28 protein-coding genes are annotated in these 24,645 nt (G+C 64.1%); 12 read left to right on the forward strand and 16 right to left on the reverse strand.

The annotated features are described in order from the left end of the window. Positions 1-53: 53 nt before the first annotated feature. Positions 54-1,013 carry a WYL domain-containing protein gene (locus HOP03_07590; GenBank protein NOT88028.1) on the reverse strand — a complete coding sequence of 320 codons (960 nt, stop codon included), beginning with the start codon at positions 1,011-1,013 and terminating at the stop codon, positions 54-56. A 108-nt stretch (positions 1,014-1,121) separates the two neighbouring features. Between HOP03_07590 and HOP03_07595 the strand changes: the two genes are divergently transcribed. The 3 genes from HOP03_07595 to HOP03_07605 all read left to right on the forward strand — a co-directional run bounded on the left by HOP03_07595 (position 1,122) and on the right by HOP03_07605 (position 2,854). Then, the gene (locus HOP03_07595) at positions 1,122-1,712 is read left to right on the forward strand and encodes a hypothetical protein (GenBank protein ID NOT88029.1); all 591 of its coding nucleotides are present in this window, start codon (positions 1,122-1,124) and stop codon (positions 1,710-1,712) included. Beyond that, complete coding sequence (locus HOP03_07600) at positions 1,697-2,188, forward strand: DUF1579 domain-containing protein (GenBank protein NOT88030.1); 492 nt, start codon at positions 1,697-1,699, stop codon at positions 2,186-2,188. The genes HOP03_07595 and HOP03_07600 overlap by 16 nt, the downstream gene beginning before the upstream one ends. Before the next feature lie 84 nt (positions 2,189-2,272). Beyond that, entirely contained in the window at positions 2,273-2,854 is a 582-nt protein-coding gene (locus HOP03_07605; GenBank protein ID NOT88031.1) for a GNAT family N-acetyltransferase, read from the forward strand. On the opposite strand, the gene rpmG is transcribed toward HOP03_07605, so the two are convergent. Together rpmG and rpmB are read right to left on the reverse strand one after the other, a co-directional pair. Continuing rightward, positions 2,847-3,011 (reverse strand): 50S ribosomal protein L33, encoded by a 165-nt coding sequence (rpmG, locus tag HOP03_07610; protein NOT88032.1) that lies wholly within the window; start codon positions 3,009-3,011, stop codon positions 2,847-2,849. The two genes, HOP03_07605 and rpmG, sit on opposite strands and share 8 nt — an antisense overlap. A 13-nt stretch (positions 3,012-3,024) precedes the next feature. Then, complete coding sequence (rpmB, locus tag HOP03_07615) at positions 3,025-3,261, reverse strand: 50S ribosomal protein L28 (GenBank protein NOT88033.1); 237 nt, start codon at positions 3,259-3,261, stop codon at positions 3,025-3,027. A 422-nt stretch (positions 3,262-3,683) separates the two neighbouring features. On the opposite strand from rpmB, the gene HOP03_07620 reads away from it, so the two are divergent. After that, positions 3,684-4,385, forward strand: a complete 702-nt coding sequence (locus HOP03_07620; GenBank protein NOT88034.1) for a 2OG-Fe(II) oxygenase — start codon at positions 3,684-3,686, stop codon at positions 4,383-4,385. Between the two features lie 2 nt (positions 4,386-4,387). Next, positions 4,388-4,819: a hypothetical protein gene (locus tag HOP03_07625; protein NOT88035.1), complete on the forward strand. Its 432-nt coding sequence runs from the start codon at positions 4,388-4,390 to the stop codon at positions 4,817-4,819. Between the two features lie 141 nt (positions 4,820-4,960). On the opposite strand, the gene HOP03_07630 is transcribed toward HOP03_07625, so the two are convergent. Continuing rightward, entirely contained in the window at positions 4,961-6,100 is a 1,140-nt protein-coding gene (locus HOP03_07630) for a PA0069 family radical SAM protein (GenBank protein ID NOT88036.1), read from the reverse strand. A 52-nt stretch (positions 6,101-6,152) separates the two neighbouring features. On the opposite strand from HOP03_07630, the gene cls reads away from it, so the two are divergent. From cls to HOP03_07645, 3 genes are all read left to right on the forward strand, one after another. After that, a complete protein-coding gene (cls, locus tag HOP03_07635) occupies positions 6,153-7,622 on the forward strand; it encodes a cardiolipin synthase (protein ID NOT88037.1) in 1,470 nt (489 codons plus the stop codon). Positions 7,623-7,753: 131 nt separating this feature from the next. Continuing rightward, entirely contained in the window at positions 7,754-8,035 is a 282-nt protein-coding gene (locus HOP03_07640; GenBank protein ID NOT88038.1) for a hypothetical protein, read from the forward strand. Between the two features lie 29 nt (positions 8,036-8,064). Next, on the forward strand, positions 8,065-8,814 hold the full coding sequence (locus tag HOP03_07645) for a pyridoxine 5'-phosphate synthase (GenBank protein ID NOT88039.1): 750 nt from the start codon (positions 8,065-8,067) through the stop codon (positions 8,812-8,814). 46 nt (positions 8,815-8,860) lie between these two features. Here the strand turns inward: HOP03_07645 and HOP03_07650 are convergent, their stop codons facing one another. The 12 genes from HOP03_07650 to dnaA all read right to left on the reverse strand — a co-directional run bounded on the left by HOP03_07650 (position 8,861) and on the right by dnaA (position 21,419). After that, a complete protein-coding gene (locus HOP03_07650; protein ID NOT88040.1) occupies positions 8,861-9,229 on the reverse strand; it encodes a biopolymer transporter ExbD in 369 nt (122 codons plus the stop codon). Between the two features lie 210 nt (positions 9,230-9,439). Beyond that, positions 9,440-9,853, reverse strand: coding sequence for a biopolymer transporter ExbD (locus tag HOP03_07655; protein ID NOT88041.1), 414 nt, complete (start codon positions 9,851-9,853; stop codon positions 9,440-9,442). Between the two features lie 24 nt (positions 9,854-9,877). Continuing rightward, complete coding sequence (locus tag HOP03_07660) at positions 9,878-10,300, reverse strand: biopolymer transporter ExbD (GenBank protein NOT88042.1); 423 nt, start codon at positions 10,298-10,300, stop codon at positions 9,878-9,880. Between the two features lie 36 nt (positions 10,301-10,336). After that, positions 10,337-11,104 carry a MotA/TolQ/ExbB proton channel family protein gene (locus HOP03_07665; protein NOT88043.1) on the reverse strand — a complete coding sequence of 256 codons (768 nt, stop codon included), beginning with the start codon at positions 11,102-11,104 and terminating at the stop codon, positions 10,337-10,339. A gap of 91 nt (positions 11,105-11,195) precedes the next feature. After that, on the reverse strand, positions 11,196-11,372 hold the full coding sequence (locus tag HOP03_07670; protein ID NOT88044.1) for an energy transducer TonB: 177 nt from the start codon (positions 11,370-11,372) through the stop codon (positions 11,196-11,198). Then, positions 11,333-11,854, reverse strand: coding sequence for an energy transducer TonB (locus HOP03_07675; protein NOT88045.1), 522 nt, complete (start codon positions 11,852-11,854; stop codon positions 11,333-11,335). Before HOP03_07675 ends, HOP03_07670 begins: the two co-directional genes overlap by 40 nt. A gap of 246 nt (positions 11,855-12,100) precedes the next feature. Continuing rightward, entirely contained in the window at positions 12,101-13,288 is a 1,188-nt protein-coding gene (locus HOP03_07680; GenBank protein NOT88046.1) for a hypothetical protein, read from the reverse strand. A 122-nt stretch (positions 13,289-13,410) separates the two neighbouring features. Continuing rightward, entirely contained in the window at positions 13,411-14,244 is an 834-nt protein-coding gene (locus tag HOP03_07685) for a M48 family metallopeptidase (protein NOT88047.1), read from the reverse strand. A 228-nt stretch (positions 14,245-14,472) separates the two neighbouring features. Then, positions 14,473-16,941 (reverse strand): DNA topoisomerase (ATP-hydrolyzing) subunit B, encoded by a 2,469-nt coding sequence (gene gyrB, locus HOP03_07690; protein NOT88048.1) that lies wholly within the window; start codon positions 16,939-16,941, stop codon positions 14,473-14,475. Positions 16,942-17,448: 507 nt separating this feature from the next. Next, positions 17,449-18,561, reverse strand: a complete 1,113-nt coding sequence (gene recF, locus HOP03_07695; protein ID NOT88049.1) for a DNA replication/repair protein RecF — start codon at positions 18,559-18,561, stop codon at positions 17,449-17,451. Positions 18,562-18,678: 117 nt separating this feature from the next. Beyond that, positions 18,679-19,779: a DNA polymerase III subunit beta gene (dnaN, locus tag HOP03_07700; GenBank protein NOT88050.1), complete on the reverse strand. Its 1,101-nt coding sequence runs from the start codon at positions 19,777-19,779 to the stop codon at positions 18,679-18,681. Between the two features lie 317 nt (positions 19,780-20,096). Next, the gene (gene dnaA, locus HOP03_07705) at positions 20,097-21,419 is read right to left on the reverse strand and encodes a chromosomal replication initiator protein DnaA (protein NOT88051.1); all 1,323 of its coding nucleotides are present in this window, start codon (positions 21,417-21,419) and stop codon (positions 20,097-20,099) included. 309 nt (positions 21,420-21,728) lie between these two features. On the opposite strand from dnaA, the gene rpmH reads away from it, so the two are divergent. The 4 genes from rpmH to HOP03_07725 all read left to right on the forward strand — a co-directional run bounded on the left by rpmH (position 21,729) and on the right by HOP03_07725 (position 24,641). Then, positions 21,729-21,869: a 50S ribosomal protein L34 gene (gene rpmH, locus HOP03_07710; protein ID NOT88052.1), complete on the forward strand. Its 141-nt coding sequence runs from the start codon at positions 21,729-21,731 to the stop codon at positions 21,867-21,869. 110 nt (positions 21,870-21,979) lie between these two features. Further along, positions 21,980-22,447: a ribonuclease P protein component gene (gene rnpA, locus HOP03_07715; protein ID NOT88053.1), complete on the forward strand. Its 468-nt coding sequence runs from the start codon at positions 21,980-21,982 to the stop codon at positions 22,445-22,447. Beyond that, positions 22,444-24,150: a membrane protein insertase YidC gene (gene yidC / locus HOP03_07720; protein NOT88054.1), complete on the forward strand. Its 1,707-nt coding sequence runs from the start codon at positions 22,444-22,446 to the stop codon at positions 24,148-24,150. The genes rnpA and yidC overlap by 4 nt, the downstream gene beginning before the upstream one ends. 140 nt (positions 24,151-24,290) lie before the next feature. Next, a complete protein-coding gene (locus HOP03_07725) occupies positions 24,291-24,641 on the forward strand; it encodes a hypothetical protein (protein ID NOT88055.1) in 351 nt (116 codons plus the stop codon). The last annotated feature ends 4 nt before the right edge of the window (positions 24,642-24,645 follow it).

Genomic DNA, 24,645 nt, shown 5'->3' on the forward strand with positions numbered 1-24,645 from the left:
AGTGTACGGCGCGCGCTGGCGCGGGCGGGTGGCTTCGACGAAAGTCGCGGCGCTCATGTGCTGCGGTGAACGACTTCGGCGGCGAGGTCCCGCAACCGGAGCCTGAGCGCGTCCGGTGCCAGCACCTCGATCTCCGGACCGATACCGAGCAGGGTCAGCGCGGCGTGATCGAGGGTCTCGATCGGCAGCGACAGGCACGACCAACCCTCGTCGTCGGCCGGTGCCGCCGTCTGCACCGCGCGCTGCGCGAATGCACCGAGTTGCGACAACCGCTTCAACCCCAGTGCAGTCGCTCGCAGCTGTGCCGTGCCGGTGCGCAGCCCGGCTTCGAAGCGCGTGGTTTCCGCCGGCCACCATGTGGCGAGATCGAAGTCGGGCGGACGCTCGAAGTGGGTGTCCCGGACTTCGTGCCGCAGGATGTTCGCGACCTTGTAGATCCGCGCGACGCCGTCGCTGCGCGCGACCAGATACCAGGCACCGGCTTTCAGCACCAGGCCGAGCGGCTCCACCACGCGCTCGCGGACGCCGCGCCAGCTGTCGTAGGTCATCGCCAGCACGGTCTGGTCGAGCACCGCGCGGGCGATCGCGGGCAACTGCTGCAGCGGTTCGTCGTCGCGATACCACTCGACCGGGTCCAGATGGAAACGCGCGCCCATCCGCCCGGCCACGTCGCCGGAGGATCGCGGCAGCGCGGCCAGCATCTTGCGGCCCGCATTCGATGCCGCCGGCCCCATGCCCAATGCTGCCGCCGGCCCGGGCAGGCCGATCATGAACATCGCCTCCACCTCGTCCGCCGCCAGCCCGGTCAGCCGGGTGCGATAACCATCGACCAGCCGGAAGCCGCCACCCGGGCCGCGATCGGCGTACACCGGCACCCCGGCCTCGGCGAGTCTGTCGATATCGCGATAGATCGTGCGCACCGAGACCTCGAACTCCGCCGCCAACGCATCGGCGGTCAGCCGGTCGCGCAGCTGCAGCAGCATCAGGATCGACAGCAGACGGCTCGCGCGCATGGCAACTCGTTCCGGGTCACGGTGTCCAGATTGCGAGTGTATTCCTGACGAGAGTTGTCAGGTATCGGCGGCTAAGGTCGTGGCACCTCTTCCGATCGGAGCACCGCCATGAGCCAGACACCCGCCGACGATTCCCGCCGCACCCTGCTGAAAACCGCCGCCGCCGGGCTGGCGGTCTGCGTCACCGGAACGGGCGCCGCCCTCGCCGCGACGACCGAAGCCGAGGCCGCCGCCGAGGCGCCCTACGGCAAGCCCGGCGATTTCGACTTCCTGGCCGGCGAGTGGAAGATCCGGAACCGCCGCCTGAAGACCATGGGCAGCGACGACTGGGACGAGTTCGAAGGCGAGGCGACCTGCTGGACCATCCTCGGTGGCGTCGGCAGCGTCGAAGAGCTGCGCATCCCCGCGCGCAACTTCAGCGGCATGGGCCTGCGTCTGCTCGACGTCGAAAAGCGCCTGTGGTCGGACTTCTGGGTCAATGCGAAATCCGGCGTACTGACCACGCCCGGCACCACCGGCGTATTCGTCGATGGTGCGGGGACTTTCCTCGCCGACGACATGGACGGCGACAAACCGATCAAGGTCCGCGGCGTGTGGGACCGGATCACGCCGACCTCCTGCCGCTGGCACCAGGCGCTGTCTTACGACGACGGCAAGACCTGGCAGGGACAGTGGTTCATGGACTGGACGCGGGCGTGACGGCTTCGGGCGCGGACGGCTTCGACTTCATCATCGGTGACTGGCGCGTCCATCATCGCCGTCTCAAGCAACGGCTGGCGGGTTGTCGCGAGTGGCTTGAATTCGAGGGCACCTCGACCACCCGGAAGATCCTCGGCGGTTTCGGCAATCTCGAAGACAATGCGCTGGAACCGCCCGATGGCCCGTATCGGGCGGTCGCCATGCGCTCGTTCGATCCCACGACAGCGCTGTGGGCGATCTGGTGGCTCGACGGACGCAGGCCGCATCAGCTCGACGTGCCGGTGATCGGGGGATTCGATGACGGCGTCGGCCTGTTCCACGCGGACGACATGCTGGATGGCAAGCCGATCAAGGTGCGCTTCACGTGGACACCTCTCGACGAGAACGCTGCGCGCTGGGAGCAGGCGTTTTCCGATGATGGCGGAAACACGTGGGAAACCAACTGGACGATGGGTTTCGTGCGGATGCGGGTTTGAATCCACGGTGCGGCGACTGGTGCCGCCGCCCAGCGGTGGATACGCTTGTCCGCGATATCGTCGCGCGCCGCGTCAGGACTATCCATGCTTCAAGACATTCGTCTCGACCGGCTGACCGGATTCGATTTCGGCGCCCTCGCACGACTGGCCGACACCATCTGGCGTGCGCACTATTCGTCGATGATCAGCATGGCGCAGATCGATTACATGCTGGACGGCCGCTACGCGCCGGAACGGCTGCGCGGCTACATCGATTCGCAGGAACGCTGGCTGTGGATGTTGCGCGTCGACGGCGTGCCGGCCGGTTATTGCAGCTGTTCGCTGGGCGAAGAGGCGGATGCAATGAAGCTGGAGCAGCTGTACCTGCTTGCCGGGCACAAAGGGAAAGGGCTGGGTGGGCGCATGTTGCGCCATGTCGAAGAGAAGACCCGCCAGCTGGGGCGGACGCGGCTGTACCTGACCGTCAACAAGGGCAACACCGATTCGATCGCGGTGTATCTGAAATCCGGATTCGTCGTCCGTGAAGAGGCCGTGTTCGACATCGGCAGCGGTTACGTGATGGACGACTACGTGATGGAAAAACGTCTTGAGCGCCGCCTAAACGACGAAGCCCGCCAAATGGCGGGCTTCGTGGAAGACGTCGAACAAGTCGCGAGACTTATTTGATTTTCCCTTCCTTGTACATCACGTGTTTGCGGACGACGGGATCGTACTTCTTGATCTCCATCTTGGCAGGCGTGTTCTTCTTGTTCTTGTCGGTCGTGTAGAAATGACCGGTACCGGCCGAAGAGATCAGGCGGATTTTGTCGCGTTTGGAAGCCATGGTTGAATCCTCCTCAGATCTTTTCGCCGCGTGCGCGGAGTTCGGCGAGCACGGCATCGATGCCGTTCTTGTCGATGGTGCGCAGGGCATTGGCGGAGACGCGGAGCTTCACCCAGCGGTTCTCGGAAGCCACCCAGAAGCGGCGTTCGTGGAGATTGGGCATGAAGCGGCGGCGGGTCTTGTTGTTGGCGTGCGAGACGTTGTTGCCGCTCTGCACGCGCTTGCCGGTCACTTGGCATTCGCGGGACATACGTACCTCTATCGATAAGAACGCGCGACGGATCGTGCGATCTGCGGTGGCCTCCCATAGCCCGGGAGACGGCGGCCCCGGTGTCGGCGCGGATCGACGGATCGGTCCGGACGTTCACCTTGCGAGACGGGATGTGTTTTGGTGTCGCTGCGCTGGCGGGCGGCATCGCGGACCGGCCCTCCGGCCGTATGGAAGCGGGCCGGGCGTAACGAGCCGCGCATTATGCCCGGGAAAGCGTTCGCCGGCAAACACTTAGCGGAAAACGCTGCGGCGAAAGCACCCTTTCCCGTCTCTTGCTGCCCCGAGACGACAGCGGCCTGCGGGTAGGTGAAAATAGACCCTGCCGCCATGACCCGGTCCGGGAGCAGGGCGTCACGCCATAGCCTGCCTGCATTCGACGCCCACCCCACGGAGCGACCGTCATGAACGACAAGGATTTCATCACCATCACCCCGGAGGCCTTGCCGCGCGACACCTGCGCCCAGATCGTCGGACACATCCGCGACAGCAGCGCACTGCGCCCCGGACAGGTCGGCGGCGGCGTCTATCCCGAACTCAAGCACAGCCGCGACATCACCATCACCGGCAACCCGGAATGGCAGCAGGTCGAAGAAACCCTGAACATGGCCATGCTCGGCAGCCTGATCCGCTATCTGCGCGAATACCCGCAGACCCTGATCTCGCCGCTGATGCTCCAGCAACCCGGCCCGGACGGCAAACTGCGGCGGCTGACGGCCGAGGACATGATCGCGAAGGACGACGCCGGCCTCGTCGAACTGATCCGCACCTGCCTGCGCCCGGCGAGCATCAACCTGCAGTGGTACCGCGCCGACGAAGGCGGCTACCCGTACTGGCACTGCGAGCAGTACCCGCGCGACGCGAGCTGCGAGACCCTGCACCGGCATCTGCTGTGGACGCTGTACCTCAACGACGGGTTCGACGAAGGCGAAACCGAATTCATGTACCAGGACCGCAAGATCAAACCGCAGACCGGCTCGCTGCTGATCGCCCCCGCCGGCTTCACCCACACCCATCGCGGCAATCGTCCGAAGGGCGGGGACAAGTTCATCGCGACGAGTTGGATTCTGTTCCAGCGGGCCGAAGTGCTGTACGGGCAGGCATAGCCATGTCCACGGCTGCGGAGGGGGCTTCTTCTCCACTGGACGCGATCCGCAGGAAGCTGCGCGGCTACCCACGGCTGTCGGTGGTGGACACCGGCGATTCGATCACGGTGAAGGCGCAAACCCCCGACGGTTTCGCCGTGTCGTTCCATTCAGGAGACGGCGAATACACCGTCTCCATGGACGGCTGGCATGCGCACTTCGATGCGACCCAGATCGAGACCGCACTCAACTGCTTCGCGTTCGGACTGAGCGACACCGCGCGCCTGGAAGTGCATTCCCGTGGCGGCAGGGATTACCGCTGGACGCTGGAAGTCTTCGAAGACGACGCGTGGCACCCGGACTCGACCACGGGTCTGCTGTTTTCCCGGTTCTGGCGAATGAAGACGGTGCGGTATCTGCGGAATGCGGTGATCGCTTCGGAAGAGATTTCGTAGACTGTCGAGGCCGCAATACTTTCTATTGGCCCGACCAAGCCCACAGCCAAAGCGCCCCTCACCCGACCTTCGGCCACCCTCTCCCCGCAAAGCGGGGAGAGGGAAGAGCGAGCGCCGCGAACGAGGGTGCGGGGCGCTCTTCTAAAACAATTTGCCCTGCGGCGAATCAGGCTTCTCCGCCACCGGCGGCAGAAACCTTGAACACTCCAATGGCGGCAACCGCCCGAACCCGATCCGCTTGTACGCTTTTGCAAAACGCATCGCGATGAGATCGGCGAATGGCCCTTCGCCGCGCATGCGGGTGCCATAGGCGCTGTCGTAGTCCTTGCCGCCACGCATCTGCTGCACGAGGCTCATCACGTGCGCGGCGCGTTCCGGGTAATGCAGCGCCAGCCATTCGCGCCAGACTTCCTTCAATTCGTGCGGCAACCGCAGCAGGACATAGCCGGCGGCGCGGGCGCCATGCGCGTAGGCGGCTTCGAGGATGTGTTCGATCTCACGGTCGGTGATCATCGGAATGATCGGCGCCACCATCGTGCCGACCGGGATGCCTGCCTCATGCAGCGCCTGCACCGTCTTCAGGCGCGTATGCGGCGCGGCGGCGCGGGGTTCGAGTTTCGATGAGAGCTGATTGTCGAGAGAAGTGATCGAGACATACACCGTCACCAGGCCCTGTCGTGCCATCGGTGCGAGCAGATCGATGTCGCGCTGGATCAATGCGCTCTTGGTGATCAGACTGACCGGGTGCCGGCATTCGGCGAACACTTCCAGCAGTTGCCGGGTGATGCGGTAGCGGCGTTCGATCGGCTGGTAGGCATCGGTGTTGATGCCGAGCGAAATCGGCGAACAGCGATAACCTTTGCGCGCGAATTCCTTGCGCAGCATTTCGGGGGCATTGGTTTTCGCGTACAGCTTCGTTTCGAAATCGAGGCCCGGCGACAGATCGAGATACGCATGTGAAGGCCGCGCGAAGCAGTAGACGCAGCCATGCTCGCAGCCCCGGTAAGGATTCAGCGATTGACTGAAGGGAATGTCGGGCGACTGGTTGCGGCTGACGATGCTGCGCGCGCGTTCTTCGGTGACTTCGGTGCGCAGCTGTCTGGGCAACGGATCCGCGCCGTCTTCGTCGCCGGCATAGACCGAGCCCCAACCGTCGTCTTCGGCTTCGGCGACGGTCTTCTCGAAGCGTCCGCGCACGAACGACGCCGCGCCACGGCCTTTCATCGGCCCGCTGCGCAGCAGGTTGTGGGTCGCGTCGTCGACTTTGCCGCCCTGTGCCATCGGAGTAGGCTAGCGCGCGCAAGTCGCAATCGCTGCGACGGAGTTCTCCCGCATGTTCGAAATCTGGGGTTGGCTGTGGGACTGGCTGCACCAAATCCCGGTGATCGGGTCGAAGATCGGCCCCGTGCTGCTCGTCGTCTGGCTGACGTATCTGATTCTGCTCGGCGGCTGGATCGTGCTGCAGAAACGCGAACCGGTGGCGACGCTGAGCTGGTTGCTCGGTCTGGCGCTGCTGCCGTACGTCGGTTTCGCGATCTATCACCTGCTCGGACCGCAGAAGATCCAGCGTCAGCGCCTGCGGCGCGCGCGCAGCCGACTGGAAGGCGATGCGCTCGGCAACGCGCTGTGCAGCGCCGCCTGTTCGCCCGACGCCCAGGAACTCGCGAAGCTTGCGCAGGCCTCGACAGGACTCGCCCCCAGCACCGCGCGCGACGTGCGTCTGCTGGTCGACGGTGCGGCGAAGTACGACGCGCTGATCGCGGATATTGCTTGCGCGCGGCATCATGTGCATCTGGAGTACTACATCTTCACGCCGGATCGCAGCGGTACCGCGCTGCGCGATGCGCTCGTGGCCTGCGCCGGGCGCGGCGTGCGCGTGCGCCTGCTGCTGGACGCGATCGGCTCCGGCAAGTGTTCGCGCGGATTTCTCGCACCGCTGATCGCTGCCGGCGCCGAACTCGCGTGGTTCCATCCGACGCGGTTCTGGAAATTCTGGTCGCGGCCATGGCTGAACATGCGCACGCACCGCAAGATCGTGGTGATCGACAACCGCGTCGCCTACACCGGCGGCATCAACATCACCGACGACGAGAACGAACGCCTGCGCAGCGACGCCTACCGCGATCTGCATCTGCGTATCGAAGGCGACACGGTGCGCGCGCTGCAGCTGGTGTTCGCCGAGGATTGGGTCTACGTCACCGGCCAGCGCGATTTCATTTCCGATATCGCGCGCACGTTGCCGGAGGCTGTGCCCGGCGCGATCTCGGCGCAGGTGCTGACCTCGGGCCCGGACTCGTCATGGGAAGCGATCCATCGTCTGCACGTGAGCCTGATCCACGGCGCACGCGAGCGCGTGTGGCTGGTCACGCCCTACTTCGTGCCTGGCGAAGCGGCGATGATGGCGCTGACATCGGCGGCGCTCGGCGGCCTCGACGTACGCCTCGTCGTGCCGCGAATGAGCGATTCGCGACTGGTCACGCTGGCCGCGCGTTCTTACTACGACGACCTGCTTGCCGCTGGCGTGAAGATCTACGAGTACGGGCCGCGGATGCTGCACACCAAGGCGCTGCTGGTGGACGACGCATCGGTGATCGTGGGCAGCGCGAATTTCGACCATCGCAGTTTCCGCCTGAACTTCGAAGTGTCGGTGTTGTTCCAGGATCGCGACCTCGGCGAGCGCATCGCGACGTTGATCGGGGGCGAGTTCGCCAACGCGCCGCGGGTCCGCGCCGATCGTCGGCGGCCACTGTTCGCCACCCGCCTGCCGGAAGCCCTTGCGCGGCTGATGTCCCCCTTGCTGTAGGCCGCGCCGCAGCAGCGGCGACGGACGGCAGGGCCCGGCCGGCCGGCGGCCTGTCGGCGCGATGCGGCTCCGGAGTAGACTGACGCCCGTCCCCCATTCCCCCGGCACCCTTTCCGGTAAGGACGCGACCCATGCCTTGGCTCCTTCTTCTCATCGCTGTCGGACTGTTCCTGGTCGCGCTCAGCGCCACTTCGATGGCCATGGTGATCCTCTGCGTACTGGCGTCCCTGGGGCTGAGCGTCTTCGCGATCATGGGCCTGCTGGCGCAGCGCGTCGGCAACAGCGCCCGCAGCGAAACCATGCTGATCGATCCCCAGGAACTGCGTCGGCTGCGAGAACAGGCCGAAGCCAAGCGCGCGGAAGCCGCCGCCGGTACACAGGCGCCCGGCACTGGCGACACCGCGCAGCCCTGATCGGCTCACGCATCCATCCCCTCGCCGCTTTGACCGTTCTCAGCGTCAACGTCAACAAGATCGCCGTGCTGCGCAATTCTCGCGGCGGCCACGATCCCGATGTGGTGACCGCCGCGCGCGTCTGCCTGGATGCCGGCGCACATGGCATCACCGTGCACCCACGGCCCGATGCGCGCCATATCCGGTCCGACGATGTCCATGCACTCGCTGACCTGACTCGACGTTACGGCGTCGAATTCAATCTCGAGGGCAATCCGTTCGCACCGCCGCGCGCGGGATATCCGGGCTTCCACGCATTGTGTGCGGAAGTCCGTCCCGCACAGGCAACGCTCGTTCCCGATGGCGATGGCCAACTCACATCGGACCACGGCTTCGATTTCGTCCACGACCTCGACGCGTTGCGCGTGCAGGTCGCTGGCCTGAAAGCACTCGGCTGCCGCGTCAGCCTGTTCGTGGATGCCGGCGCCGATATCGCGGCAGCCGCAGCCAGCGGCGCAGATCGCATCGAACTGTACACCGGCCCGTATGCCGAAGCGTTCGCCGCCGGTGCGCCCGCATCACAGCTGGACGCGTTTGCGATGACCGCGCACGCGGCGGCGGCGCATGGGCTCGGCGTCAACGCCGGGCACGATCTGAGCGAAGCGAATCTCGGCCGGTTCCTGCGCGATGTGCCCGGCGTACTTGAAGTCTCGATCGGTCACGCACTGATCAGCGAAGCGCTGTATGCGGGGCTCGATGCGACCGTGAAACGCTATCTCGCCGTCATCGACGGCCGCTGATCCTTGTCGCGAGCGGCATACCGCCGCCCGCGACTTGCGATATCGATTACCGCTTGAAACTGATGCTGCCCAGACCCGCGTTCTGCGCGGTGGCCAGCACCCTGGCGATGACCTGGTAGTCGGCGTCGCCACTGGCATCGATCTTCAGCGACGGCAACTGCGTTCCGCCGCGTTCGATTTCCGCCGAGAACATCGAAGACAGCGCCGAAACCGGCACCGGCTGACCCGCCAGGAAGACTTCGCCAGCGGCGTCGATCCGCAGTTCGATCGGCGGCGGCGGTGTTTGCGTTGTCAGCGGCGGCTTGCCACCAAGCGGCAGCGGAATCGCCTGACTGAACACGGGGGCGGTGACCATGAAGATCACCAGCATCACCAACATCACGTCGACCAGCGGGGTGATGTTCATTGCCGAAATGGCGTCCTGCCGGGATTCCGCTTGTGCGAATGCCATGGGCCTGCTCCTCTCGGTTGAGTGCGGTTCCACGTTACTCGCGCGCCCACCCAAACGGCAAGCCCCCCGCGCCAGACAAAAAAACGCCGCCCGGTTGGGGCGGCGTCGGAATTGAGGCAAGCGGTTTACAGGTCGGCGGCGGGCTGCAGGTCCGCCACCGGCCGGTGTAGCGGTTTACTTCTTCACGAAGCCGATCTTCTTCATATCGGCATTCTTGGCGGATGCCAATACTTTCGCGAGAATTTCGTACTGCGCATCCTCGTTCATGTCGATTTCGAGGGTGGGCTGGTTGCTGGGATCGCGTTCGATTTCGCTGCTCATCATGCTGCGCAGGGCGTTCACCGGGGTCGGACTGTTGTTCCAGTAGACCGTACCGGAGGCATCGATACGGAGCTTGATCGGCTCCGGCGGTTCCTTCGGATTCTCCGGCGGATTGTTGGTCCGCTGCGGCAGATCGATATCGATCGGGTAGGACAGGATCGGCGCGGTCACCATGAAGATGATCAGCAACACCAACATCACGTCCACGAGGGGCGTGACGTTCATGTCGGCCATCGGGCCGCCACCGGAGTTGGATGCGAATGCCATGCGTCTGTTCTCGCTGTGTGGGCGTCAGTTGCGTTCGCGGGTGGCGACGAAACCGACCTTGCGCATGCCCTGGGCCTGGGCGATGTTGACCACGTCGTTGACGAAACGGTAACGGGTGGTCTTGTCGCCGCGGATGTTGACCGCCGGCTGTGGGACTTTCTGGGCTTCGACCGAGAGCCGGCTTTCCAGCAGTTCGCGGGTCATCGGTTCGTCGTTGAGGAAGTAACGGCCTTCCTCGGTGACGGCGACCGTGATCGGCGGCGCAGGCGGAACATTGGCTTCAGTGTTGTCGAGGGTCGCCTGTGGCAGCTCGACCTTCGTTTTGTGCGACATCAGCGGTGCCGTGATCATGAAGATGATCAGCAGCACCAACATCACGTCCACGAGGGGCGTGACGTTGATCTCGGACATCGGGCCGCCGCTGTCGTTACCGGTACTGAAGGACATGGCTGTACTCCGTCGAGGGTTCGATCGTCGCGTGGATCAGCGCTTGCCGCCGACTTCGCCGACGCGCGCGCCGGTTGCGAAGAAGTCGTGCAGATCGTGCGCGAAGGTGTCGAACTTGTTGTTGGTGATGCGATTGCTGCGCACGAAGAAGTTGTACGCGAGCACCGCCGGGATGGCGACGAACAGACCGACGGCGGTCATGATCAGCGCTTCACCGACCGGGCCGGCGACGGCGTCGATCGAGGCCTGGCCGGTCGCACCGATCTTGATCAGCGCGCCGTAGATGCCCCACACGGTACCGAGCAGACCGACGAACGGCGCGGTCGAACCGACGGTGGCGAGGACGGTGAGGCCGCCTTCGAGGCCCATCGATTCGCGGGTGACGGCCTGGCGCAGGGCGCGGTCGACGAACTCGGAGCGGTTCAGGGACTCGACCAGACGCGAGCCTTCATGGCGCTGGTGATGCGCGGCGGCCTGGGCGGCGTCGAGCGCGATCTTCGAGAACGGTTCGCTCTTGGGCTGCTCTTCCATGAAGCGGATGGAGTCCTGCGCGTTCGGGGTTTCCCAGAACGTACTGGTCACCGAATCGCCGCGACGGCGGAGATTGATGTTCTTGATGAAGTTGACCACGATCCAGTACCAGGACATCGCGGACATGATGACCAGGGTGGCGGCAACTGCGAGCTGGACGACATAGTCGCCAGGGTGGGACATCATCTCTGCAACCAGATGGTCGACACCCATCTGCTTCAGAGCGGCGGCGCTGTTGCCCCCGGTTGCGGCGGCGGTGGTTTCCTGCAGCATGACGCTTACCTTTCTTGTGTGTGGAAGGAACGATTCAACGGCTCAGAACTAACGGGTCAATCGGATTACGGTTCGCGGATTACGGTTCGGGTCAATCAGGGAGCGTCAGGTCGAGCGGCAGGATGCCGACGCCTGCCGCACCCGGGCAGAGCTTCACTTTCTTGGCCCACGTCAGCGCGGCGCGATCGAGATCGCGGTCGCGGCTGCCGACTTCGATGGAGGCGTCGGTCACGCGACCGTCTGCTTCGTAGTTGATCTTGATTCGCATCTTGGCGCCACGGCCCGCGCGCGAAATCGCGGCGGCGAGCTGACCATCCGGCGGGCGGACGCAGATGCTGCCGCGAAGGTCGCTGTTGTTGCGCGGTGGGCCGGTCGGCGCCGGGGGCGCGGGCGGGGCCGGCGGGCCGGCGGCGGCGCCGGGGTGTCGACCGGAGACGGTTCGTCGAAGGTGACCGGCGGCGGCTCTTCCGGCGGCGGCTCGATCACCGGCCGCGGTGTTTCCTGCGGCGTGAGTTTGATTTCTTTCGGCGGCTCCGGCGGCGGCGGCGGTGGCGGCGGCGGCGGTGGTGGCGGCTCGATGATGACGACGCTGGTGTTCTGTTCTTCTTCCTGCTCGGCGCCCGGCGGAGTCACCGGGACCAGCAACAACATGAGCGCCGCGATATGCAGCGCAATGGCGAAGCTGATAGCGGAGATCCTCGACCAGTTCAGGCCGGATTCTTCGCGGTCGCGCTTGTCGTGTGTCGGCAAGTGTTGGGTCATGCGCAGCAGGCTCGGTTTAGCGGACTCGTGGTACAGACTCGGTGTCGCGTTCGCGATCTATCCATGAAGATGAACCCGACCCCAAACCACCATACCCCGGAATGGTCGAACCGCAAATGCCTCCCATATGAGAGCCAGTCGCGGGAATCTGTAAGCTTATACCAATCGCGGCCGGACTTACCAACACCCCGAGTCCAGAGAAGCCGACTCTGAAAGGAATTGGCAAGCCTTGGCTCACTTTCCGCCAGGCAAGGCCAGAATGTCGTTGGCGTCCTTTGGCTTTTTCACGCCCTTGGCCAGCGCTTCGCGCGCTGCGGCCTTGGCCTCGCCCAGACGATTTTCGTTGCGCAGCACCTTGGCCAGATTCAACGACGCTTCGCCATCGGTCGCGACCTTGGCTGCACGCGAATAGAAATCGATCGTCTGCGGCACCTTGTCGTCGGCGTAATAGCTCTGGGCGATGATCGAGTAATCGTTGGCCAGTGTCTGCGATGGCTTGATCGCGCCTTTGGCCACGCCCTCCTCCAGGACCGCCTGCGCTTGCGCGTACTTCTCGGCGTTGATGTAACCGACGAACAACGCGCGGTATTCGTTGCCATCGACCAGCAGGCCCTGTTTTCGGGCATTTTCAAGCAGCGCGTTGGCCTTTTCGAAATCGTCGGCCTGTTGATACAGGGCGACGGCGTTCATGAGCACCGAGCGGTCGTCAGGGGTGGCCGCCAGGACCTTTTCGTAGAGCGCGGCGCCTTCGGCAGGACGGTCCAACTGGCTGAGGAGATAGGCCTTCAGCGCGATCGCCTCTTTCTTTTCGCTCTTGGTTTCGGTCAGGAAACGATCGATCGCAGCCAGCGCATCCGCATACCGGTCCAATTGATTGAGCGTGATCGCGTAGTTGAACATGATCATGTAATGGCCGTTGTTGTCGAGGCCGTTCGCATCGAGGGTCTTCTTGAAATATTCGGCGCCTTTGGCGTTGTCGTCCATCGAAGTCGCGGCGCTGGCGGCGAGCTGGTAGAGATAGCTCTGCAGGTAGGCGTTGGTCGAGCCGGCTGCGGTGAAGGCATCCACCTTGCTCATCACTTCGGCGTACTTCTTGGCGTCGTAATCGGCCTGGATCGCGTTCGCGGTTTTCGCATCCTTTCCGGACACCGGTTGCTTGGCCGGCTCGGTGCGCGTGGCCTGCGGATACTGCGGCGGCTGGGTATTGGCTTTGTTCGCCGCTTCGGCCTTGCGCTGGCGCGCACGTTCCGCCGCAGCCGAGGCGCTACCGGTCATGCTGGTCGATTTCGGCTTGTCGTCGTATTCGTCGCCCACTTCACCGTCCTGCGCGATGGCGCCGCCGGCGAAGGCACTGCCGATCAGCAGCGCGATGGCGGCATTGAGAGCGGTTCTGGGAAGGACACGGAAAGCGGAAGCGGTCATGGAGATTCTCGGGTCGAAGTGACGTTGGAAACGGCGGAATCGGTAAAGCGGGGTTCGATTGGACACGTTCGCAGCGGGGCGGCGGATGCGGACACCCCATTGCAAGGCAAGCAAAGAACGGGTCAACCGCATTTCGGCTTGCGGCCGGCGGTGCGGGATTGTTCGTAGGTCGGCATCAGCGCATCGGCGCGTTTGCGCAGCTCGCCGATGCGGGATTTGGGATCGGGGTGGGTGGAGAGCCATTCCGGCGGACGGCTGCCGCTGGCGGTCAGCATGTTCTGCCACAGGTCGACCGCTTGGCGCGGGTCGAAACCGGCCTGTGCCATCAGCCGCTGGCCGACCACGTCGGCTTCGGTTTCCTGCTCGCGGGTGCCCGGGAGCAGGAAGCCGCCCTGGGCAAGGATGCTGCCGCCCTGCGTGGCGATATTCGAGCCGCTCTCGCCGTACTTGGCGCCGGCAAGCGCACCGAGCAGCTGGACCGCACCGGCGGCACCCATCTGCCGGGTGATGCGCTCGTTGTGGTGATTGTCGATCACATGGCCGATTTCGTGGCCGATCACGGCCGCGAGCTGATCCTGGTTGCGCGCGACATCGAAAATACCGGTGTATACGCCGACCTTGCCGCCCGGCAGCGCGAATGCGTTGGGACTCTTGTCCACGAACACCGCTTCTTCCCATCCGCCCTGCTGCCACTGCGGCGGCAACTCGCGGACGATGGCGTCGACGACGCAGCGCACATAGGCCGATTGCTTGCCATCCTGGGTCAGCGGCTTCTCGCCCTTGACCTGATCGAAGGCCTGCGCGCCCAACTGGTTGAGCTGTTGCTGCGATACCGCGCCGACGTACTGCTTGCGGCCGGTGGACGATGTGGTGGTGGCGCAGGCGCCCAGCAGCAGCGTGCAGGCGACACCCAGCGCGACAACGCGGACGGGAGGCGTGATCTGTCGGTCGGTCATCGCGGCGGCTCCGGTCAGCGGGGTGGATGTTGTAATCCGACGGGGATTAAAGTTTCGTCAATTGCGCGGCCCCATGACGCTGGGCACACAGCACCCGTCGGGTCGGCGGTCCGATTATCCATGCCCGCCCGGTCGCTCGAAAGCCGTTCTCCGGGTTTTTCGACCCGGGCCGCCGCCTCGGCAGCAGGCACCCGGGCAATTTGTGCTCCGGCCTGGAGCCGCACCGCATCAAACGTCGAGGTTCGCCACCTTCAGCGCGTTGTCCTCGATGAAAATGCGCCGCGGTTCCACCACATCACCCATCAGCGTGCTGAAGATCTGGTCGGCGGCGACCGCGTCTTCGATCCGCACCTGCAGCAGGCGGCGGCTGTCGGGGTTCACCGTTGTTTCCCAGAGCTGTTCCGGGTTCATTTCGCCGAGGCCCTTGAAGCGCTGGATCTGGCGGCCTTTCTTCGCTTCCTCCAGCAACCAGGCATGGGCCTGGGCGAAGCTGGCGACGGGTTCCTCGCGATTGCCGCGCACGATCTTCGCGCCTTCGCGCAGCAGACCGTGCAGCAGTGCCGCGGCATCGCGCAGCGGACGCAGTTCGCCGTGCTCGAAACTCGGCAGCGGCAAGACCTGGACCTGCGATTCGCCCATGTGGGTGCGGGTCACGAGCAGCGCGCCCGGCTGGGCATCGTTCGCGGCCTGTACGTTGACGCGATAACGCGGACGGCCAAGACCGGTGCGGTTGAGCCGCGCTTCCAGCGCGTCGAGCTCGGAGCGCTCGTCGGTGTTGCGGGCGAGCGAGGCGGCATCCAACGGCGTGAAATCGATCAACGCTTCCAGCAGCGCCGGATCGTAGCGGTAGGCGTTGCGGGCGATCGCATCGCGCGCGCCGGCATAGGCCAGCAACAACTTCTCCAGATTCGCGCCTTCGATCGCGCGTTCGCCTTCGGCCGGAACCAGGCCGGCGTTCTCGACCGCGTTGTTGGCGAGGTAGGCGTCGAGCGCGGCATCGTCCTTCAGGTACAGCTCGTTCTTGCCCTGCTTGATCTTGTACAGCGGCGGCAGTCCGATATAGATGTGGCCGCGCTCGATCAGCTCCGGCATCTGCCGGTAGAAGAACGTCAACAGCAGCGTGCGGATATGCGAGCCGTCGACGTCGGCGTCGGTCATGATGATGATGCGGTGATAGCGCAGCTTGTCGGCGTTGTATTCGTCCTTGCCGATGCCGGTGCCCAGTGCGGTGATCAAGGTGCCGACTTCCGCCGACGCCAACATGCGGTCGAAGCGTGCGCGTTCGACGTTGAGGATTTTGCCTCTGAGCGGCAGTACCGCCTGGTTCTTGCGGTTGCGGCCCTGCTTCGCCGAGCCGCCCGCCGAATCGCCCTCGACGATGAACAGTTCGGACAACGCCGGATCCTTTTCCTGGCAGTCGGCGAGCTTGCCGGGCAGGCCGGCGATATCCAGCGCGCCCTTGCGGCGGGTGAGGTCGCGCGCCTTGCGCGCGGCTTCGCGGGCACGGGCGGCATCGACGATCTTGCCGGTGATCGCGCGGGCTTCGTTGGGGTGTTCCTGCAGGAATTCCTCCAGGCGCGCGCCGAAGGTGCTCTCGACCACCGGCCTGACTTCGGAGCTGACCAGTTTTTCCTTGGTCTGCGACGAGAAACTCGGATCCGGCACCTTCACCGACAGCACCGCGATCAGGCCTTCGCGCATGTCGTCGCCGGTGAACGAAACCTTGGCCTGTTTGGCGATCCCGTTCTGCTCGATGTAGTTCGTCAGCGTGCGCGTGAGCGCGGCTCGGAAGCCGATCAGATGCGTTCCGCCGTCTTTCTGCGGAATGTTGTTGGTGAAGCAGAACATCGTTTCCTGGTAAGCGTCGGTCCATTGCAGGGCCACGTCGACCACGATGCCGTTCATTTCGCCGCTGACCGAAATCACGTTCTGATGCAGCGGCGTCTTCAGCTGCGCCAGATGTTCGACGAACGAACGGATGCCGCCTTCGTACTGGAACACATCATGGCGCGGCCCTTCGTGGGTATGCCCTGCGCGATCGTCCCTGCGCTCGTCGGTCAGCGTGATCTTGACGCCGGAATTCAGGAACGACAGTTCGCGCAGGCGCTTGGCGAGGATGTCGTAATGGAATTCGACGTCGGTGAAAATATCCACCGCCGGTTTGAAGCGCAGCAGCGTGCCGCGCTTGTTCGAAGCTTCGAGCTGCTTGAGCGGATACTGCGGTTCGCCCAGCGCGTATTGCTGTTCGTAGTGATAGCCGTCGCGCCAGACTTCCAGCCACAGACGCTCGGACAGCGCGTTGACCACCGACACGCCCACGCCATGCAGGCCACCTGACACCTTGTAACTGTTGTCGTCGAATTTGCCGCCGGCATGCAGCACGGTCATGATCACTTCCGCCGCCGACACGCCCTCTTCCTTGTGGATGTCGACCGGAATGCCGCGGCCGTTGTCCGACACCGAGACCGAACCGTCTTCGTGGATCGTGACGAAGACATCATCGGCATGGCCCGCCAACGCTTCGTCGATCGCGTTGTCGACGACTTCGAACACCATGTGGTGCAGGCCGGTGCCATCGTGCACATCGCCGATGTACATGCCCGGCCGCTTGCGAACGGCTTCGAGGCCACGCAGCACGGTGATCTTGGTGGAGTCGTAGGTGTTGTTGGGGCTGGGCTGCTGGGTGTCTTCGGTCATACGTTCTTCGGCTGCTGTGCTTGCAAAGCCATGCCTCGCGCGCCGGGGGCACGCGATACATTAGCTATAGGGTTTGAGGCGTGATTATAGCCCCCACACGGGACACAGGCGATCCAGCCGCGAATTCCCCCGCAGACGGGATGACCGGGGACGCATCCGTCCGTTCAGCGCGCCTGCTCTGCGGCCCGTTGGGCCGGTGCTGCCAGGGCCGCGGCAGTGGCGGATCCCGCAACGCCAGCTCGACGCGTTGGCTTGAAAATCCCGCACGACGTATTTCAGCGCCTGCGCCAGCGGAGCGACCTTCCCATCTTCGCGATTCGTCGCTTCAATGGTTTCGCGCTGGCAGGCACATCCAGCCAGATCATTTTTCCGGGCGCGCATATCCAGCATCGGTTTTCGATGTCCATCACCCGGCCGGCCGCTGCACAAGCTTGCTGGCCGTTGAGTCCATCCGGCTCCGATCTGCATCCTGATCATAAAAACAATCAAAACAACCACTTATCAAAATTAGAGCATCAGATTGCCTTGTTCCACGTGAAACACCTCAACGCCACCCTTCAGCATGGACAACGCTGCCGGGGCTTCTGTCCCGGTGATGAAGACTTGAGCGCCGGAAGCCTCCAACCGTTCGAGCACCCGACGCTGGTGGCTGCGGTCCAGTTCGGACGCGAGGTCATCGAGCGCCACCACCGGCCATTCGCCAGACGCCGCAGCATGCTGCTCGGCCTGGGCCAGCAGGATCGCCAAGGCGCTCAATTTGGCCTGTCCGCGCGAAAGCGTCTCACGCCCGGGCAGCGCGGCATAGTCGATGCGCCAGTCGGCGCGGTGCGGGCCCACCGAAGTGAAACCGTTCGCGATATCCCGATCGCGAGCCACCAGCAATGCATCCGCCAACGACAGGTTGTCGCGTGCCCAGCCGGGCAGGAATGTCAGCTGCGGCAAACCCAGTGATGGCGCAAGTTCGGTCGCCATCGCCTGAAGGAGCGGCTCGAGAGTCTCGAGATAATCCTGCCTTCGGCGGGTCAGTGGTTCCCCTGTCTCCGCAAGCTCGTGATCCCACGCTTCCAGCTGACTGTCGCGGACGCGAGCCTTGAGCAAGGCGTTTCGCTGCTTCAATGCCCGGGCATAGCGACGCCACAGGGTCAAAAAGCCACACGCATCACCTGCGGCGACCGGATTCGCCTGTTCCACGTGGAACAGACCCCAATCGACCAGGCGTCTTCTGGGCTCTCCACCTCCGGTCACCAAGGCATGGCTGCCGGGTTCAAAGGTCACGACCGCCAATGCGGCGCACAATTCACCCAGCTGCGAAACGGATTCGCCATCCAGACGCCCCTCCCAGCGCTGGCCCGAATGACGCAAACCCGCCCGGCGCGTGCGCCCACTGGCGTCTTCGCGCCACTCCGCAAAGACTTCGACCGCATCGGAACCGGTCCGGATCAGGCCATCGCGGACGCGCCCCCGGAAGCTGCGACCGTAGGCCAGCAGGTGCAGACCTTCCAGGAGACTGGTTTTGCCGGCGCCATTGTCACCGGTGATCAGGTTGATGCCCGGCGCCGGTCGCAGGCCAACATCCACCAATCGGCGGACCGCACTTACCTGCAACCGGGTCAGGCGCACAGGCGCTGCGACCTGCCGAACCGGCACAAACGAATACGCCCGGCAATAACCGGGCGATCGTGAGCATGCTTCATGTGTTCCACGTGGAACGGGAGATTGACCATCAGCGCCTGATCGTCAGAGTCGGAGCGGCATCACCACATGCCTGCACTTCTCACTGCTGGCTTCGCGAACCAGCGCCGACGAGTTGGAGTCGCGCAGTTGGATCACCACGTGCTCGTCGCGCAGGGCGGACAGGGCATCGAGCAGATAATTCACGTTGAAGCCGATGACCAGGCTGTCGACGCGGGTGTCGGCCTCGATCTCTTCCTGGGCTTCTTCCTGTTCGGGATTGTGGGCGTTGATCTTGAGCTGGCCGGGCGATACTTCGATACGGACGCCGCGATACTTTTCGTTCGACAGGATGGCCGCGCGCTGCAGCGAAGCGCGAAACGCTTCGCGGTCGACCTTCACTTCGCGGTCGGCACCGATCGGAATCACCGCTTCGTAATCCGGAAAACGACCGTCGATCAGCTTGCTGGTGAAGGTGACATCGTCGCGCTTGACCCGGATATGGCTACGACCCATTTCCATTTCGAGTTCGCGGTCGCCGCCTTCGAGCAGGCGCTGCAGTTCGAGGACACCCTTGCGCGGCACGATGATCTGGCGCTTGGTCTGTACGGTCTCTTCCAGCACGGCTTCGCACAGCGCAAGCCGGTGGCCATCGGTCGCGACGCAGCGCAAGGCCTTGTCGCGCAGATCGAACAGCAAACCGTTGAGGTAGTAACGCACGTCCTGCTGCGCCATCGCGAACGCGGTGCGCTCGATCAATTCTTTCAGGCTGGCTTCGCCGACGCGGACACGTTCGGTCGCATCGACCTCGTCCAGTGCCGGGAAATCGTTGGCCGGGAGACTGGCCAGCGTGAAGCGGCTGCGCCCTGCGGAGACCGTGACCTTGTCGCCGACCTGGGTGATCGTGACCTTGCTGCCGTCGGGTAGTGCACGGACGATCTCGAACAGTTTTCGCGCCGGGATCGTGGTTTCACCGGCCTCGGCATCGTCGACCTTGGTGCGGGCAACCATCTCCACTTCCAGATCAGTACCGGTCAGGGACAACAGTTCGCCTTCGACCCTGGCCAGCAGGTTGGCAAGCACCGGGAGCGTCTGCCGGCGTTCGACGACATTGACGACCTGAGCCAGCGGCTTCAAGAGTACTTCGCGCTGCAGACTGAAACGCATGTGATTTGATTCCCCAGAAAAGACATTGGCCGGTTGAGCGATCAGGTAACCCATGCTTTCAAGAGAGATATAAATCTCAAAAGCTGGTGGTGATGGTGTCGCGAAAAACCGGGGGTAACAGATCCAAGTTTATGATTCCAAAACATTTTTTGCTACTGCCAACCTCTGTAAAACAACCGGGGTTGGGTGGGGACGACCTGTGGACAACTTTCGATGTGCAATTCCGCACCCGACTTATCCACAGCTTGTCTCCAGTCTGTTCTCAGGGTTTGCGACAGCCGTATGGCATCGCATCCTCCTGCTAACAAAGACCATGATCATTCACTCAACTTGCGAATCAACTTGTCCCAATCCTCGTGCAGTTTGCCATCGCTTTCGATGAGCGATTTGATCTGGCGGCAGGCGTGCAGGACCGTGGTGTGGTCCCGCCCCGCAAATGCATCGCCGATCTCGGGCAGGCTGTGTTCGGTGAGCTCCTTGGCCAAGGCCATCGCCACCTGCCGCGGTCGAGCCAGCGAGCGGGTCCGGCGCTTGGACAACAGATCCTTGATCTGCAAGCCGTAGTAGTCTGCCACGGCCTTCTGGATATTGGCGATGCTGATCGCCTGCTGCTGTGCCCGCAATAGATCGCGCAGCGTTTCCTGGGCGAATTCCGGGGTGATGCTGCGTCCGGTGAAGTTCGCGCGTGCCGCCAGCGTGTTCAGTGCGCCCTCGAGATCGCGCACGTTGCTGCGCATCTTCTTGGCGAGCAGGAAGGCCACGTCCTCGGGGATCATGACGCCGCGCTCGCGGGCTTTCGACAGCACGATCTGGGCGCGGGTTTCGAAGTCCGGCGGCTCGATCGCGACCGAAAGACCCCAGGCGAGCCGCGATTTCAGCCGCGGCTCCAGGCCTTCGACTTCGCGCGGATAGCGATCGCAGGTCAGGATGATCTGCTGGCGACCATCGAACAGCGCGTTGAAGGTGTGGAAGAACTCTTCCTGGGTCCGGTCCTTGCCGGCGAAGAATTGGATATCGTCGATCAACAGCGCATCGACCTGCTGGAACAGCCGCTTGAACGCATCCATGGTCTTGTCCTGCAGCGCTTTCATCATCGCGCTGAAGAACTGTTCGCTGCGCAGATACATCACCCGCATCCCGGGGTTCTGCCGGCACATCTGGTTGCCTGCAGCGAACATCAGATGAGTCTTACCCAGGCCGGTACCGCCATACAGCAACAGTGGATTGTGGGCGCGGTCGCCGGGTTTCAGTGCCGCCTGCCAGGCAGCGGCACGACCGAGCTGGTTGCTGCGTCCCTCTACAAAATTGTCGAAGGTGTAATGGTTGTCGAGATTGCCGGCGAATTCGGCCACCGGTGCGCGCGCGGCCAGCACTTGGGTCGGGCTGGGGGCGATCGATGCCGGGCGTGCGACCGAACCGATCTCCAGCGACACCACGGCGTTACCGGCGTAGTAGCCCAGCAGTTCGCTGATCCGGTTCAGGTATTTGGCCTGCACTGCGTCGCGCACGAAGGCATTCGGGGCGTACAGCACCATGCCGTCGTCGTGCAGGCGGGCCTGCAGCGGTTTCAGCCAGGTCTGGACCTCTTCCACCGGCAGTTCGGCTTCGAGACGTTCGAGACAACGGGGCCAGGCATCCATCGGAATTTGCAGAGACACTTCTTGAGACGTGCACAAACAGGTCGAGCCTGACGCCGGGCTGCCCGTATCAGGTTCGAGGGCAGGGCGCACGCGGGTCGCAGGGAAGAGGACCAGACTACCACCGCGCCGGCGCCCCCGCACCCGTGACGACAGCGATTCGGGCACGGCCCTGGGAGCCAAGCTCTTTCTATTTGACCATGCTGCCCTTGGCCCCGCATAATCGCTGGTTCTTGCGGTCCCGGTGTTGCGCTTCGGCGCGGTCTCGCCGTCTCCGCGTCACATCGCAACACGCAACGATCGAGCCCGACCATGGCAACCAAGCGCACCTACCAGCCCAGCAACCTCAAGCGTAAGCGCGACCACGGTTTCCGTGCCCGCATGAAGACCGCCGACGGCCGCAAGATTCTTGCCCGCCGCCGCGCGAAAGGTCGCACGCGCCTCACGGCCTGATCGCTTCGGTTCCGCGACCGGCCCGATGCGCCAGTCGCTTCCGAAAGGATGTTCCAGGCATGTCGCGCCGGGCATGAACTCGCGTCCGGCATGAACGTCGATCGTTCATGATGACCGGGCTTTCCGCCGTCGAACGCACCGCCCGTTACCCGCGCAGCGCGCGGGTACGCGCTCGTCCGGAGTTCGATGCCGTATTCGCGAAGGGCCATCGTGCTGCGACGCCGATACTCGCCCTGCACTACCTTCCAGACGACCGCGCTGCCCGCATCGGTTTCGCGGTGTCGCGCAAGGTCGATACCCGCGCAGTGATCCGCAACCGGATCAAGCGTGTCCTCCGCGACTATTTCCGTCGCCATCGAATGACCCTCGCCGCCGGCGCCTATGTCGTGGTCGCACGTCCTCCTGCAGCGCGCGCATCGGGGCCTGAGCTCATTGGCGCGTTCGAGCACACGCTTCGCCAGGCCTTGCGCCGTGCCGCGTTGCCCCCATCCCTCGCGAGCGGCACAATGCCGCCCGCTTCCCCTCCTCCCGAACAAGCGCCGGTGTCCTGCGGCGCGCCGAGTCCGTCCGCCCCATGAACCAAATGCGCACGTTTCTGATTTTCGCCTGGCTGATGGTAGCGACCATCCTGTGGATGAACTGGAACAAGGAAAAGACCGCTCCGCCGACGCAAGTCGCCCCGTCGGCAGCGCCGGTTGCAGTCCCGGAGGGCTTGCCGCCGCCTGCGGTTCCCGGTGCGGTTCCTGCGGCTGTACCGACGGCGACAGCGACGGCACCGGCGGTCGATGGCCAGCCCGCCAGCGTCGCCCGGATCGGCCCCGCGCCAGCCACGGCGCCGCGGATCACACTCAGCAACGACGTGCTGCGGCTGAGCCTCGATGGCGGCAATGTGCGCCGGGCCGAACTGCTGAAATACCACGTCAGTCGTGCGCCGGACGCGTCGCTGGTACGCCTGTTCGACGACAGCGCGGAGAATTTCTATATCGCCCAGAGCGGTTGGACCAGCGCCCAGGGCGCGCCCAGTCACCAGACCGGCTTCGTCGCCGAACAGCCCGCGACCGAACTCAAGCTGGCCGATGGCGCCAAAGCGATCAGTGCGAGCTACGTGTGGACCGGCGCCGACGGCGTCAGCATCCGCCGCACCTACACGCTGACGCGCGGCGAATACGCACTGAAAGTGCGCGACGAGGTCTTCAATCGTGGCGCCAAGCCATGGACCGGCCACATCTATCGTTACCTGTCGCGCGTGCCGCACGTGCTCAAGCGCGGCATGACCAATCCGGAATCCTTCAGCTACAACGGCGCGGTCTGGTACACACCGAAGGAAAAATACGAGAAGCGCGCCTACGACGATTTCGTCGAAGACGGCCCGCTGAACATCACGACCGATGGCGGGTGGATCGCGCTGCTGCAGCATTATTTCTTCGCAGGCTGGATCCCGCAGGCGGACCAGAAAGCGAACTTCGCGCTCGTCAAAGCCGGCAACCAGTCGGGCATCACCGCCACGGGCCCGGAATTCACGGTCGCTCCGGGTGGGCAAGCCAGTAGTGTCGCGACGCTGTGGATCGGCCCGAAACTGCCGGAGATGCTCGCCAAGCAGGCGCCGGGCTTCGAGCGCGCGCTCGACTACGGCATCTTCACGTTCCTTGCCGAACCCATCCATTGGCTGCTGGCCAAACTCCACCTCATCACCGGCAACTGGGGGTGGGCGATCATGTTCCTGGTGCTGCTGCTCAAGCTCGCGCTGTATCCGCTGTCGGCCGCGCAGTACAAGTCGATGGCGAAGATGCGCAAGTTCCAGCCGCGCATGCAGCAGCTGAAAGAGCGCTACGGCGACGATCAGCAGAAGTACCAGGCCGCGATGATGGAGCTGTACAAGAAGGAGAAGATCAATCCGGCCGGCGGCTGTCTGCCGATCCTGATCCAGATGCCGGTGTTCCTGGCGCTGTACTGGGTGCTGATCGAATCGGTCGAACTGCGCCAGGCGCCGTGGATGCTGTGGATCCAGGATCTCACCGCGCGCGACCCGTTCTTCATCCTGCCGGCGATCAATATGGCGGTGATGTGGTTCACGCAGCGCCTGACACCGATGGTCGGCGTCGATCCGATCCAGGCGCGGATGATGCAGATGATGCCGTTGATCTTCGGCGTGATGTTCGCGTTCTTCCCGGCCGGCCTGGTGCTGTACTGGGTCACCAACGGTACGCTGGGCATGCTGCAGCAGCTGTGGATGATGCGGCAGTACGGCGACAAATCCACGGCGACGGTCGAGAAGGCCTGAGTCGCGGGTTGCGGTCGCACCGAAACGGATCGCAACGAAGCCCGCCGCAAGGCGGGCTTCGCGTTTGCCGGCAGCGCTTGATCCGGACTTCATGCAGAATCCGCTCAACACGTCGTCTTCCGTGAATGAGTGGATCAAAGATGCGCAATACCACCGAACGCTGGATGCTGGCCACGGGGCTTCTCGCCGCCATCGCGATCGCGGCTGGCGTGAACCTCGTCGTCCCGCAATTCGAAGATGTGTTCCGGAATTTCGGCGCCGAACTTCCGCTGCTGACGCGCCTGTTCGTCGAAGCCCGCTACGCGTTATTCGGGCTGCCGTTGATCGTATTGGCCGCCTGGGCGTGGACACCGCGACGGACGCCGCCAGGCAATGAGCGCGGCATCGTTGCGCTGGCGATCGGAGTGGGCCTGGGCGTGATTCTGCTGCCGCTGTGTCTGATCGCGATGTATCTGCCGATTTTCCGACTGGGCGCGATGGTCGATGGCTGACCAG

The sequence above is a fragment of the Lysobacter sp. genome, from assembly GCA_013141175.1.
Classification (GTDB): Bacteria; Pseudomonadota; Gammaproteobacteria; order Xanthomonadales; family Xanthomonadaceae; genus Lysobacter_I.